The following is a 13,615-nucleotide window of genomic DNA, read 5'->3' as shown; positions in this document are numbered from 1 at the left end:
CCCCGACAAGGAGCACGATGCACACGAGATCACGCCGCACCGGCCTCGCCGCCGCCCTCGTCACGGCCACCGCGCTGGCGCTCGCCGGCTGCTCGGTGACCGACGAGTCCGATCCCGACGGCGCGTCCGGTGGCTCCACCGCCACCGCCACCGCCTCCGGCAGCGCGGGCGCCGACGGCGACCTGACGCCCGTCTCCCTCCAGCTCCAGTGGCTCACGCAGGCGCAGTTCGCGGGCTACTACGCCGCCCTCGACCAGGGCTACTACGCCGACGAGGGCCTCGACGTCTCGATCATCGAGTCGGGCGGCGACATCGTCCCGCAGGACGCCCTGGCCGCCGGCGAGGTCGACTACGCGATCGCGTGGGTCCCGAAGGTGCTGGGCTCGATCGAGCAGGGCGCACGCGTCACGAACGTCGCGCAGGTCTTCGAGCGCTCCGGGACGCTCCAGGTCGCCTTCGCGGACTCGGGCATCACGGAGGTCGCGGACCTCGAGGGGAAGACCGTCGGCTCGTGGGGCTACGGCAACGAGTGGGAGCTCTTCGCCGGGTTGAACCAGGCGGGGGTGACCGACTTCCAGCTCGTCACGCAGGCCTTCGACATGCTCGGCCTGCTCAACGGAGACATCGACGCCGCGCAGGCGATGACCTACAACGAGTACGCGCAGCTCCTGGAGACCGTGGACCCCGACACCGGCGAGCTCTACACGCCCGAGGACTTCACGGTCCTGGACTGGAACGACGAGGGCGTCGCGATGCTGCAGGACGCGATCTGGGCCGACACCGAGCGGCTGGAGAGCGACCCCGCCTACGCCGAGACCACGGTCGCCTTCCTGCGGGCGACGATCCGCGGCTGGCTGTACGCCCGCGACAACCCGGAGGAGACGGCGGACATCGTGACCGCGGCCGGCTCGACCCTCGGCGAGAGCCACCAGCTCTGGATGACGAACGAGACCAACAAGCTGCTGTGGCCCTCCACGACCGGCGGGCTCGGGCTCGTGGACACCGCGGTGTGGGACCGCACGGTCGAGCTCGCGATGGAGACGAGCAACGAGACCGGCGCGACGATCATCACGCAGGAGCCGCCTCAGGACGCCTACACGACCGAGTACGTGGAGCAGGCGCTGGCCGACCTCGAGGCCGAGGGCCTCGACGTCACGGGTGAGGACTTCGCCCCGATCGAGGTCGAGCTGGTCGAGGGCGGCGCCTGATGGCGGTGGAGGGCGTGCCGGTCGAGCCGGTCGGTCTCGGGGCCGGCGGTGACGCGCGGGCGCGCGACCTCGACCGGCACGTCTTCCACTCCTGGTCGGCGCAGGCCACCCCGGTCGACTTCGTCCTCGCGGGCGGGTCGGGGTCGTGGGTCTGGAACGAGGCGGGGGAGCGGTGGCTCGACTTCTCCTCGCAGCTCGTCAACACCAACATCGGCCACCAGCACCCCCGGGTCGTCGCGGCGATCCAGGAGCAGGCGGCCACGCTGACGACGGTCGCGCCGTCGGCCGCCCACCGCGTGCGGGGCGAGGCGGCCGAGGCGATCCTCGACCTCGCCGGTCCGGGCTTCGACGGCGTGTTCTTCACCAACGGCGGCGCGGACGCCAACGAGAACGCCATCCGGATGGCACGGCTGCACACCGGCCGCGACAAGGTGGTCTCGCACTACCGCTCCTACCACGGCAACACGGGGGCCGCCGTCGTCGCCACGGGGGACTGGCGCCGGGTCCCGAACGAGTACGCGCGCGGGCACGTCCACGTCTTCGGTCCGCACCTGTACCGCAGCGAGTTCTGGGCGAGCACGCCGGAGCAGGAGTGCGAGCGCGCGCTGCACCACCTGCGGCGGGTGGTGGAGTCCGAGGGCGCGGACTCGATCGCCGCCGTGCTCCTCGAGACGATCCCCGGCACCGCCGGTGTGCTCGTGCCCCCGCCGGGGTACCTGCGCGGCGTCGCCGAGATCTGCCGCCGGCACGGGATCCTGCTGATCCTCGACGAGGTGATGGCGGGTTTCGGCCGCGCGGGGAGCTGGTTCGCGCACCACGACGAGGACGTGGTGCCCGACCTCGTCACGTTCGCCAAGGGGGTCAACTCCGGCTACGTGCCGGCCGGCGGCGTCATCGTCTCGGCGCCCGTGCGCGCGACGTTCGCCGGCCGCGTCTTCCCCGGCGGCCTCACCTACTCCGGGCACCCCCTGGCGATGGCGGCGATCGTCGCCACGCTCGCGGCGATGCGCGAGGAGGACGTCGTCGGGAACGCGCGCGCCGTCGGGGAGCAGGTGCTCGGGCCCGGGCTCGCGGACCTCGCCGCGCGGCACGACGTGATCGGTGAGGTCCGCGGCCGAGGCGTGTTCTGGGCGCTCGAGCTCGTCGCCGACCGCGCGACGCGGGAGCCGCTGCCGGCCGCCGTCGTCGGCGCGCTCAAGGCCGACCTGCTGCGGCGCGGGCTGCTGCCGTTCGTGGCCGAGAACCGCCTGCACGTCGTGCCGCCCTGCGTGATCACGCCCGACGAGGCGCGCACCGGGCTGACGATCGTGGACGCCGCGCTGGGGGCGCTGTGAGGGGCGCCGGGACGGCGCCGTGAGGCAGTCTTGACCCCGCACCACCGATCCGTCCGCCCGACCTGAACCTGCCCCGCCCGAACGAAGGAGAACCATGTCCGCACCCCGCGCCGTCGTCACCGGAGCCTCGACAGGGATCGGGGAGGCGACCGTGCGCCGCCTGCGCGAGCTCGGGTGGGACGTGGTCGCGACCGCGCGCCGCGAGGACCGCCTGGCGGCGCTCGCGGCCGAGACCGGCTGCACCTGGGTGGCGGCCGACCTCACGGTGGACGACGACGTCGCGCGCCTCGCCGCCGCCGTCGTCGAGGGCGGGCCGCTGACCGCGCTGGTGAACAACGCCGGCGGCGCCATCGGCCTGGACCCCGTGGCCACCGGATCCGTGCAGGACTGGGCGGACATGTACGAGCGCAACGTGCTCGGCACGCTGCGCATCACGCAGGCGCTGCTGGACCACCTCGAGGCCGACGGCGGCGGCGACGTCCTCGTGGTCACCTCCACGGCCGGGCACGAGCCCTACCCGGGCGGCGGCGGGTACACGGCCGCGAAGCACGCCGAGCGGATCATCCCGCTGACGCTGCGCCAGGAGCTGCTGGGCCGGCCGGTGCGGATCATCGAGGTCGCGCCGGGGATGGTGGCGACGCCGGAGTTCTCCCTCAACCGGTTCGACGGCGACGCCGGTCGGGCCGAGGCCGTGTACGCGGGGGTCGAGGGGCCGCTGGTCTCCGAGGACGTCGCGGACGTCATCAGCTGGACGCTGACGCGCCCCGCGCACGTCAACGTCGACCTCGTGATCGTGCGGCCGCGCGCGCAGGCGACGAGCACGATGGTGGCGCGCACGCCGTCGGCGTAGTCCCGGCGACGATCCTCAGGCCTTCTCGAGGCCGTGGTCGTGCAGCCAGGCGCGGCGTCGGCGTGGGGGCGCCTGGGCGAGCCACGCGTCGCGGATCACCTCGCGTGCCTCGGCGAGCGTGAGGCGGCCGAGGTCTGCCTCGCGCACGAGCACCGAGGGGTGCCCGTCGTAGTGCGACAGCGTGAAGAACGGCGTCGCGGGATCGGCGACGAGGGCCCGTTTGTCGGTCTCTCCGGCGACCCAGATGACGAGGACGTCCTCCAGCCGTGCACCCGAGGCGGGGTCGACGGCGTCGCCCCCGCGGTTCGCGCCAGCGGACGAAGGGTCGCCCCGCCACGCGGTAGCACGGCGTGTGGAAGCTCGTCCCGAGCTCGACGTCGGGCATCGCGAGCGCGGCGGCGCGGAGGTCGTCGACGGTCGCGGGTCGACTGTCGATCGAGGCCCCCTCCTCGGGTGCGACGGGCGCGCAGTCGAGGTCCGGGTCGGGTGTGACGCCCCTGTCGTCGCTCCGGCCGCCGTCGGTCACGACCGCACCTGCTCGGCCCGTCCGCCATGCTGCGACGAAGATCGACCGATTGCGGCCAGGACGGCGTTCGTCAGGCCGGCGACGTCGTCGACGACGCCGACCGCGCCGTCCAGCTCGCCCGGCTCCGCATAGCCCCAGCCGACACCGAGGCAGGGGATGCCGTGCTCGGTTGCGCCGCCGACGTCGTGGTGGCGGTCGCCGACCATGAGGACCGGGCGGCCGGGGGAGCGCGGATCGACGTCGAGGGAGGTCAGCGCGTGCGTGATGACGGTTGCCTTGGTGGAGGGGACGTGGTCGAGCGGGGCGCCGTACACGCCGTCGACCAGCGCGCTGATCCCGTAGCGCTCGCAGATCGGGCGGGCGTAGATCTCGGGCTTCGAGGTCGCGACGGCGAGCGTGCAGCCCGCGCGCCGGAGCGCCTCGAGCTGGCCCGGGATGCCGTCGAAGACGTGGCTGTCCCACATTCCGCCGCCGGTGAAGTGGCGGCGATAGGTCGCGATGACGTCGGTGAGCGAGTCCTCCGGGACGCCTTGAGCGCGCATGGACGCCGGCATCGGAGGGCCCACGAAGGAGCGCAGTCCGGCTGCGTCGGGGACGGGGAGGTCGTGCTCCGCGAGAGCGGCGGCCACCGAGGCCGTGATGCCCGGGAGGGAGTCGACGAGGGTGCCGTCGAGGTCGAGCAGGACGAGGGGGAGGGCATGGGTCCATGGTCGCAGGGGTGGTGGCGGGTGACGGTGCAGGGGTGCGGTTGTCGAGGGACGTGCCGGTGCCGGGGTGGGGGGTCACGAGGGTTCGGGTGCGTGGCCGAGACGCGGGAGCGGCGTGCCGGGAAGAGGACGGGCAGGACAGGGTGGTCGGAGAAGGCGGGCCATGGACGATGTCCCCAGGGGCTTCCCCTCGGGCTTGCCGCGGCGTAGAATCGAACACATGTTCAGCGGGGGTGCGGGTGGTGAGGCGGGCGTGGCTGTCGCCGCGCCTGCTTCGCGGGCGGGTGCCACGGGGTCGGGGGTCGAGGGGGATCTGGCGCCGTTGTGGGGTGATTTGACACCGGAGGAGTCGTGCGCGGGTCTGGGGCCGGAGTTCGATCTCGACTCGATGCCGGGTGTGGTGTTGCACGCGGCGCTGGAACGGATGGACGACCTGGCCCTGCAGGGTGGTGGTGGCCTGGGTGAGGGTGAGGTGCTGGAGGTCGTGGCGGCGTGGTCACGGCTGGCGGCGGCTGCTGAGGCGCGGGTGCGGGCGTGGGCGGCGGTGCTGGCGGATCGGTCCTCGATGACGCCGCAGTGGCGCACGCTCACGGGGCGGCGCACGGAGGTCGCCGCGGACGAGATCGGGTTCCGGCTGGGGGTCTCGCGTCGTCGGGGGCAGCAGCTGATCGATGAGGGGCGCGCTCTGGGCGGGGTCCTGGCACCGGTGCAGGAGGAGCTGGCGGCGGGTCGTATCGATGCGGGCAAGGCCGCGATCATGGTCGAGGCGCTGGGCGAGCAGGAGGCGCACGTGGCCGCCGCGGTGTGTGAGCAGGTCCTGCCCGCCGCCCCGGTGCTGGATCATGCAGGGCTGCGTCGCCGGGTGCAGCAGGAGGTCGTGCGGGTCGCGCCCGATGAGGCCGGCGTTCGGCACGCGCGGGCCGTGGCGAGGCGTCGGGTGAACCGGGTGCGGGTGCTCCCGGACGGGATGGCCTCGTTCTCGGCCGTGCTGGCCGCACCGGACGCGGTCGCGCTGGAACAGGTCTGCGAGAGCGCCGCACGCGCCGCGCGTGCGGGCGGTGACGGGCGCACGCTGGAACAGCTGCGCGCCGACACCCTCGCGGGTATGGCCACGAGCGCCCTCGACCAGGGCCGCGTCACCCTCCTGCCACCCACCATGCTCAGCCACACGGGCCACGGCGCACGTCCGTCACCGGCCACCACGAGACGACCAGCGCGTGCTGCGGAACCGAGGCGGCACGCTCTCCCCGCGGCGGCGCCGCTCCCCACCATCCCGACTCCCGTGGCCGGATCCGGACCCGCAGGCGTTCCTTTTGACGCTTCCGTGTCTGCGTCCGTGTCCTCTCTCGCACGCCCGACCGCGTCTGGGCGCGACGGGGCCGCCCCGGCCGGACCGTGCACGGTGCCGGTGTCGTTCTCGGGGCGCAGCGCCGGGCTGACGGTGATCGCGACCGCCGAGGTCCAGCAGGGCCGCGACCGTGCCACCACGCTGGCTACCGTCGCCGCCCACGACCTCTACACCTGGGAACCCGACCCGTGGAACCTCGATCCTGACCTCGAGGCACGAGGACCCGCCGAACGGCCGGGGACCAGGAACGGCAGCGGCGGCAGCGGCAGCGGCAGCGGGGATCGTCTGATGCGGCCACCGGTCCAGGACCTGGACCCGGGCAACGATCCCTACGTCGACTGGTCACCGCCACCGGTGCTGCGTCCCGGGGTCGATGTTCCTGAGCTGGTGGGTTACGGCGCACTGAGCCCCGGGGTCGTGCGTGCCCTCCAGGGTGCGGCCCGGTGGATCACGGTGGTCGAACCGGTCCACCCAGATGCTGACCCGCCACCACCCGTGGACTGCTACCGACCCAGCGCCGCCCTGGACCGGTACGTCCGCCTGCGCGATGTGACGTGCGTGGTGCCCGGCTGCCAGGTGCCCGCCGCCCGCTGCGACCTCGACCACCTGCTGCCCTGGCCCGTCGGCGCGACCGCGGCCGAGAACCTGCACGCCCTGTGCCGCCACCACCACCTCCTGCGGACCCACGCCGGCCACGAGCTCACCCTCGAGTCAGACGGCACCCGCCACTGGCGCACCCCCACCGGCCAGACCCTCTACTCCACCTCCGACGGCGCCATCGGACGCGGCCACGCACCACCCGTCAACTCACCCACCCGGTGGGCCAGGACCCGCGCCCTCCCACCCCTGACCGACGCCGAGGTCGAACGCCGCATTCACGACCTCGACGACGCCGAAACCGACGACCCCACCATCGACGACTTCACCGCCGTCTGATCCGCCGCGTCCCGCCTGAGCCGCGCCCCGCCTGAGTCGCGGGAACTCGCTGCGAAGCCTGGCAGCCCGTCTGGCGCCGGTGATGGTGCTGGCGTGCACGGATGGTCCTCGTGGCGCCGTCGTCATCGCTGTCCTCGTGGACGTCGAGGCGGCAGTCAGTCCGAACCCGGACGCACGCCGAGCGCACCGGCGAGCTCGGCACTGAGGTCACCGTGTCCGGCGACCACGACGTCGCCCATGCCCTGCCACGCAGCGATGTCGCGCAGGTGCCCGGCGAGACGGTCGAGATCGACGGCGTGCGTCTCCCCTGAGCCGGCGACGCCGGACGCACCGCCGTCGCCCCGACCGCCCCACCCGAGGGGCGCCCCGACCACCGGCTCCCGCCACGCCGACTGGACGCGCAGCACGCCGGCCTGCCGGTCGGTCTTGAGATCGACCCGCCCCACGAGCGCCTCGTCCTGCAGCAGCGGCAGCGTGTAGTAGCCGTAGACCCGCTTCGGCGCGGGCGTGTAGATCTCGATGCGGTAGTGGAAGCCGAACATCCGCAGCGCACGCTCGCGCTCCCACACCACCGGGTCGAACGGAGACAGGAGCGCCACACCCTCGACGCGGCGCGGCCGACGGGCACCGACGTCGAGGAACGCCGCACGGTCCCAGCCGCGCACCCGCACCGGAGCCACCACGCCCGCCTCGACGAGGTCCTCCAGCGCCCGCTTGGTGTCGGCCTGCAGCAGCCGGAAGTAGTCCGCGACGTCCCGCACCGTCCCGACGCCGAGGGCCCGCACCGAGATCAGGACCAGCTCGCGGATGGCGTCCGTGTGCGGCACGTCACGTGCCAGGAGGTCGGCGGGGAGCCGTCGTTCGGCGAGGTCGTAGGTGCGCTGGAAGTTCGTGCGTCCGGCCGCGACCACCTCACCCCGCAGCAGGAGGATCTCCAGCCCGCGCTTGACGTCGGACCATCCCCACCAGCTGCCCGTGCGCCCAGCGGCCTCATGCTCGACCGCGCCGGCGGTCAGCGGGCCCTTCTCCGACAGCTCCGCCCGGAGGAAGTCGAGCATCCCGGGGTGGTTCGCCGACCAGGAGTCGGGGCGCCGGGCGTTCTCCCGGTACTCCTGCTGCCGCCACCGCCACAGCGGCCAGTCCGTCACCGGCACCAGTGAGGCCTGGTGCGCCCAGTACTCGATGAACGGCGACCGCGCCGTGAACGTCAACCGGTCCAGCAGGGCCTTGTCGTAGGCGCCGAGCCGCGCGAAGAGCGGGAGGTAGTGGCTCCGCTCGAACACGTTCACCGAGTCCAGCTGCAGCACCCCGAGCCGCTCGACGGCGGCGCGCAGCTGCCGCGTGCCGACGGCGGGCCGCGCGCTCCCGCCCGTGAGCGCGTCCCTACCAGAGCGCCGAGAGCGACCGAACCCCTGGGCCGCGAGGGCGATGCGCCGCGCGAGAGCGGCCGAGATCTCCTCCATGGCGGGGACGGTACCGTCGGCCACCGACACGACCACGCTCACCACCTCGCCATCGCGCGGACACCGGCCGGCAGCCCACCGCGCGCTACGATGGCGGTACAGGCATCGACCCGGCCATCACCGGCGAGCCTCCGGAAGAACAGGGCCCGATCTCCAGCGCGGAGACCCGAGCCCCCAGTAGAACCGGACGGGAAGGCCCGTCACAGCCGTCAACGAGTGGTCCTGGCCGGAGCTGCACGCAGCCCCGGCCACGGGCAAGCGGGGTGGTACCGCGGCAGCTCGGCCCCGGCCGGGCACGTCGTCCTCGTGCAGCGCAGCACGACGGACGACCAGCACGACTGACGACCAGCACCACCGACGACCACCCGAGCGACGAGCGGCACGCACCACCGCCGCTGGTCGCGCCCGAGACCCGGAGCACCCCCGTGAGCCACGCGCACTACCCCCGCCACCGCGCCGACGAGACCGGACCGGTGGCCTCACCCTCCATCCCGTCGATCGAGGCCGAGGTGCTCGCGTCCTGGCAGGCGGGCGACACGTTCCGCCGCAGCGTCGAGGCGCGCCCCGCGGGTGAGGACGGCGAGAACGAGTTCGTCTTCTACGACGGCCCCCCGTTCGCCAACGGCCTGCCGCACTACGGCCACCTGCTCACGGGCTACGTCAAGGACGTCGTCCCGCGCTACCAGACGATGCGTGGCCGCCGCGTCGAGCGCCGCTTCGGCTGGGACACGCACGGTCTGCCGGCCGAGCTCGAGGCCGAGCGCATCCTCGGGATCACGGACAAGAGCCAGATCGAGGAGATGGGCATCGAGGCGTTCAACGCCGCGTGCCGCTCCTCCGTGCTGCGTTACACCGACGAGTGGCAGACCTACGTCACGCGACAGGCGCGCTGGGTCGACTTCGACCACGACTACAAGACGCTCGACCCCACCTACATGGAGTCGGTCATCTGGGCCTTCAAGCAGCTCCACACCAAGGAGCTCGCCTACGAGGGCTTCCGCGTGCTGCCCTACTGCTGGCACGACCAGACGCCGCTGTCCAACCACGAGCTGCGCATGGACGACGACGTCTACCAGATGCGCCAGGACCCGGCCCTCACCGTCGGCCTGCGCCTCGGGACGGGTGAGTACCTGCTCGTCTGGACCACGACGCCGTGGACGCTCCCGTCCCACCAGGCGATCGCCGTCAACCCGGACGTGGACTACGTCGTCGTCGAGGCGGCCGACGGGTCCCCGTTCGCGACGGCGCAGCCCGGCGCCCGCGTGATCCTCGCCGCCGCGCGGCTCGGGGCCTACGCGCGCGAGCTCGGGCAGGAGCCGACCGTCGTGGAGACGGTGCGCGGCAGCGACCTCGTCGGCGCCCGCTACGCCCCGCCGTTCCCGTACTTCGCCGACGCCGCGACCGGCGGCGCCCCGGCGGACAACCCCGCCGCGTTCCAGGTCATCGCGGGCGACTTCGTCACCACCGAGGACGGCACCGGCCTGGTCCACATGGCCCCCGCGTTCGGTGAGGACGACATGGTGGCGTGCGACGCCGTCGGGATCACCCCGGTCGTCACGGTCGACGACGGCGGCCGGTTCACCGCGCAGGTCGCCGACTACGCGGGCGTGCAGGTGTTCGAGGCGAACGCCGCGATCATCGCGGACCTGAAGAGCGCGACCGGACCGCTCGCTGGCGTCCCGGCGGACCGCCGCGCCGTCGTCGTGCGCCACGAGACCTACGACCACTCCTACCCGCACTGCTGGCGCTGCCGGAACCCCTTGATCTACAAGGCCGTCTCGAGCTGGTTCGTGCGCGTCACGCAGATCCGCGAGCGCATGGTCGAGCTGAACCAGGAGATCGCCTGGACTCCGGAGCACATCAGGGACGGTCAGTTCGGCAAGTGGCTCGCCGGTGCGCGCGACTGGTCGATCAGCCGCAACCGGTACTGGGGCACGCCGATCCCCGTGTGGGTCTCCGACGACGAGAACTACCCGCGCACCGACGTCTACGGCTCCTTCGAGGAGCTGGCGCGCGACTTCGGCGACGTCCCGCGCAACGCCGAGGGCGAGCCCGACCTGCACCGGCCGTGGATCGACCGCCTGACGCGGCCGAACCCGGACGATCCCACGGGTCGCTCGACCATGCGCCGCATCCCCGACGTGCTCGACGTGTGGTTCGACTCCGGCTCGATGCCGTTCGCGCAGGTGCACTACCCGCATCAGAACACGGACTGGTTCGAGCACCACTTCCCGGGCGACTTCATCGTGGAGTACATCGGCCAGACACGCGGCTGGTTCTACCTGCTGCACGTGCTCTCGACGGCGTTGTTCGACCGCCCCGCGTTCCGCACCGCCGTCAGCCACGGCATCGTGCTCGGCTCCGACGGTCGCAAGATGAGCAAGAGCCTGCGCAACTACCCCGACGTCACCGAGGTCCTCGACCGCGACGGCTCCGACGCCATGCGCTGGTTCCTCATGGCCTCGCCGATCCTGCGTGGCGGCAACCTGGTGGTCACCGAGGAGGGGATCCGCGCCGAGGTGCGCGGCGTGCTCCTCCCGCTGTGGAACGCCTGGTACTTCTTCGGCCTGTACGCGGGCACGGTGAACGACGGCGCGGGCTACCTCGCGCAGCGCGTCGAGCCCGACCGGGTCATCGGGCTGCCCGCGATGGACCGCTACCTCCTGGCGCGGACGCACGACCTCGCGGTGGCCGTCACGAGCGCGGCGGACGCCTACGACATCGCGGGCGCCTGCGCCCACATCCGCGACCACATCGACCTGCTCACCAACTGGTACGTGCGCACGCAGCGCCAGCGGTTCTGGGACGAGGACACCGACGCCTACGACACGCTGTGGACGGCGCTCGAGGCGCTCACCCGCATCATGGCGCCGTTCGCACCGCTGCTGACCGAGGAGATCTGGCGCGGGCTGACCGGCGGCGACTCGGTGCACCTGACCGACTGGCCGGTGCGCGCGGTCCACCGCGAGACGACCGGCGCGATCGATCCAAACGCGGCGTTCTCCTCGACCCTCACGATCACCACGTACGACGTCGAGCCCTCCCTCGCGCCCGACACCGCCCTGGTCTTGGCGATGGACGCCGTGCGCGCCGCCGTCTCGACGGCGCACGCGCTGCGCAAGGCCTACCGGGTGCGGGTGCGGCAGCCGCTGCGGCAGCTCGCCGTCGTGACGGCCGATCCGGCTGCGCTCGAGGCGTTCGCCGGTCTGATCGCCTCCGAGCTGAACGTCAAGGAGGTGCGCATCGAGGACCTGGCCTCCGACGCGGCGGCGCGTTACGGCGTCAGCACGAAGCTGACCGTCAACGCCCGCGCGGCCGGCCCGCGCCTGGGCAAGGGGGTGCAGCAGGTGATCCGGGCGGCCCGCGAGGGCGACTGGCACGAGGTCGAGGGTGAGGTCTACGCCGGCGGTGTCGCGCTGGTCGAGGGAGAGTACGAGCTCTCGACCGTCGCCGCGGGCACGGGCGACGGCGAGCTCGCCGTCGCCGTCCTGCCCGGCGGCGGGTTCGTCGTGGTCGACCTGGCGCTGGACGACGAGCTCCGCGCCGAGGGGTGGGCGCGCGACGTCATCCGGGCCGTCCAGGACGCGCGCAAGGCTGCGGACCTGCACGTCGCCGATCGCATCGCGCTGCGCCTGGGCGTGAGCGAGGACCACGCCGGGGCCGCCGATGTCCACCACGAGACGATCGCGCGCGAGACGCTCGCCACCCGGCTGGACGTCGAGGTCGTCGAGGACGGCGCGATCCCGAAGGACGCCCCGGCCGCCGTCACGCTGACGAAGGTCGAGGTCGACGCGTGAGCCGCGAGGGGGCGGCGAGCCGCCGCCGCGAGGACGACGTCGCGCTCGAGACGCGCGTGCGCGAGATCACCGCGGAGATCCTGCGCCGCACGCCCGAGCACGACTTCGACCCGACGATCGAGCGCGTGCAGCGCGTGATCGACGTCCTAGGGTCGCCGCAGAGCTCCTTCCGGGCGATCCACCTCACGGGGACGAACGGCAAGACGTCGACGGCGCGCATGATCGACGCGCTCCTGCGCGAGCTCGGGCTCCGCGTGGGCCGGTTCACCTCGCCGCATTTGAGCACGATCCGGGAGCGCATCGCGATCGACGGCGAGCCGATCACGCGCGAGGCGTGGGTGCGCACGTGGGAGGACGTCGCGGCGCAGGTCGCGATCGTCGACGGCGAGCTCACCGCGTCCGGGAAGTACGGCGCGAAGGCCGAGCTGTCGTTCTTCGAGGTGCTCACCGCGATGGCGTTCTCGGCGTTCGCGGACGCCCCGGTCGACGTCGCCGTCATCGAGGTCGGCATGGGCGGGGAGTGGGACTCGACGAACGTCGTGGACGCCGAGGTCGCCGTGATCTCGCCGGTCGCCCTGGACCACGAGCGCTGGCTCGGCCACACGCTGGGCGAGATCGCGACGGTGAAGTCCGGCATCGTCAAGGCCGGCGCCACGGTGGTCTCGGCCGCGCAGGACGAGGAGGTGGCCGCCGTCGTCGCCGCGCGCGCTGAGCGGGTCGGTGCACGCCTCGTGACCGAGGTGCCGACGACCGAGGACGGCGAGGTCGAGGTGGCCGCACCGGGGCTCGCGGTGCTCGCGCGCACGCTCGCCGTGGGGGGCCAGGTCGTCACGCTGCGGGGCGTCGGCGCCGTCTACGAGGACGTCTTCGTCCCGCTGCACGGCGCGCACCAGGCCCACAACGCCCTGCTCGCGGTCGCCGCGGTCGAGGCGTTCCTGGGGGAGTGGCGCTGCCCGGCGACGTCGTGGAGGCCGCGTTCGCCGGTGTCACCTCGCCGGGGCGGCTCGAGCTGGTGCGCAGCTCGCCCACCATCCTGGTCGACGCCGCCCACAACCCCGCCGGCGCGCGGGCCAGCACGGCGGCGATCGCGGAGGCGTTCGCGTTCGACCGGCTCGTCGGCGTCTTCGGTGTGATGGGGGACAAGGACGTCGAGGGCATCCTGGTCGAGCTCGAGGGGGCGCTGGCCGAGATCGTGGTGACGCAGTCCTCCTCGATGCGCTCGATGGAGCTGGACGACCTCGCGGACCTCGCGCGCGACGTCTTCGGCGAGGACCGCGTCCACGTCGCGGAGCGGCTCGACGATGCCCTCGCGCTCGCCGTCGACCTCGCCGAGGACGACGCCGACGGCGTGGGCGTCGGCTCCGGCGTCGTGGCACTCGGGTCCGTGGTGCTGGCGGCGGAGGTGCGCACGCTGCTGCAGCGCGGCTGACCGCACCCCGGTCGTCA

The 13,615-nt window shown here is 73.2% G+C and carries 10 protein-coding genes; 7 read left to right on the top strand and 3 right to left on the bottom strand.

Translation table 11 applies throughout. From position 1 onward, the window contains the following. Positions 1 to 17: 17 nt before the first annotated feature. The 3 genes from QQK22_RS08915 to QQK22_RS08905 all read left to right on the top strand — a co-directional run bounded on the left by QQK22_RS08915 (position 18) and on the right by QQK22_RS08905 (position 3,392). Entirely contained in the window at positions 18 to 1,208 is a 1,191-nt protein-coding gene (locus QQK22_RS08915) for an ABC transporter substrate-binding protein (protein ID WP_284250602.1), read from the top strand. After that, a complete protein-coding gene (locus QQK22_RS08910) occupies positions 1,208 to 2,542 on the top strand; it encodes an aspartate aminotransferase family protein (protein WP_284250601.1) in 1,335 nt (444 codons plus the stop codon). Before QQK22_RS08915 ends, QQK22_RS08910 begins: the two co-directional genes overlap by 1 nt. 94 nt (positions 2,543 to 2,636) lie before the next feature. Continuing rightward, a complete protein-coding gene (locus QQK22_RS08905) occupies positions 2,637 to 3,392 on the top strand; it encodes an SDR family NAD(P)-dependent oxidoreductase (RefSeq protein WP_284250600.1) in 756 nt (251 codons plus the stop codon). A gap of 15 nt (positions 3,393 to 3,407) precedes the next feature. On the opposite strand, the gene QQK22_RS08900 is transcribed toward QQK22_RS08905, so the two are convergent. Both QQK22_RS08900 and QQK22_RS08895 read right to left on the bottom strand, forming a co-directional pair. Next, positions 3,408 to 3,539 (bottom strand): hypothetical protein, encoded by a 132-nt coding sequence (locus QQK22_RS08900; RefSeq protein ID WP_284250599.1) that lies wholly within the window; start codon positions 3,537 to 3,539, stop codon positions 3,408 to 3,410. 375 nt (positions 3,540 to 3,914) lie between these two features. Then, complete coding sequence (locus QQK22_RS08895; protein ID WP_284252639.1) at positions 3,915 to 4,601, bottom strand: HAD hydrolase-like protein; 687 nt, start codon at positions 4,599 to 4,601, stop codon at positions 3,915 to 3,917. Positions 4,602 to 5,013: 412 nt separating this feature from the next. On the opposite strand from QQK22_RS08895, the gene QQK22_RS08890 reads away from it, so the two are divergent. Then, positions 5,014 to 6,909 (top strand): HNH endonuclease signature motif containing protein, encoded by a 1,896-nt coding sequence (locus QQK22_RS08890; RefSeq protein WP_284250598.1) that lies wholly within the window; start codon positions 5,014 to 5,016, stop codon positions 6,907 to 6,909. Between the two features lie 155 nt (positions 6,910 to 7,064). On the opposite strand, the gene QQK22_RS08885 is transcribed toward QQK22_RS08890, so the two are convergent. Further along, positions 7,065 to 8,408, bottom strand: a complete 1,344-nt coding sequence (locus QQK22_RS08885) for a winged helix-turn-helix domain-containing protein (RefSeq protein WP_284250597.1) — start codon at positions 8,406 to 8,408, stop codon at positions 7,065 to 7,067. Positions 8,409 to 8,797: 389 nt separating this feature from the next. On the opposite strand from QQK22_RS08885, the gene ileS reads away from it, so the two are divergent. Genes ileS through QQK22_RS18755 form a run of 3 tightly spaced genes read left to right on the top strand, consistent with a single transcriptional unit; the run spans position 8,798 to position 13,598 of the window. Beyond that, positions 8,798 to 12,169 (top strand): isoleucine--tRNA ligase, encoded by a 3,372-nt coding sequence (gene ileS / locus QQK22_RS08880; RefSeq protein ID WP_284250596.1) that lies wholly within the window; start codon positions 8,798 to 8,800, stop codon positions 12,167 to 12,169. After that, positions 12,166 to 13,302: a bifunctional folylpolyglutamate synthase/dihydrofolate synthase gene (locus QQK22_RS08875; RefSeq protein ID WP_348525553.1), complete on the top strand. Its 1,137-nt coding sequence runs from the start codon at positions 12,166 to 12,168 to the stop codon at positions 13,300 to 13,302. Before ileS ends, QQK22_RS08875 begins: the two co-directional genes overlap by 4 nt. Beyond that, positions 13,200 to 13,598 carry a glutamate ligase domain-containing protein gene (locus QQK22_RS18755; RefSeq protein ID WP_348525638.1) on the top strand — a complete coding sequence of 133 codons (399 nt, stop codon included), beginning with the start codon at positions 13,200 to 13,202 and terminating at the stop codon, positions 13,596 to 13,598. The genes QQK22_RS08875 and QQK22_RS18755 overlap by 103 nt, the downstream gene beginning before the upstream one ends. Positions 13,599 to 13,615: the final 17 nt, after the last annotated feature.

The organism is Litorihabitans aurantiacus, from assembly GCF_030161595.1.
Taxonomy (GTDB): Bacteria; Actinomycetota; Actinomycetes; order Actinomycetales; family Beutenbergiaceae; genus Litorihabitans; species Litorihabitans aurantiacus.
The sequence above is the reverse complement of the archived record's forward strand: the minus strand, read 5'-3'. Positions and strand labels throughout refer to the sequence as shown.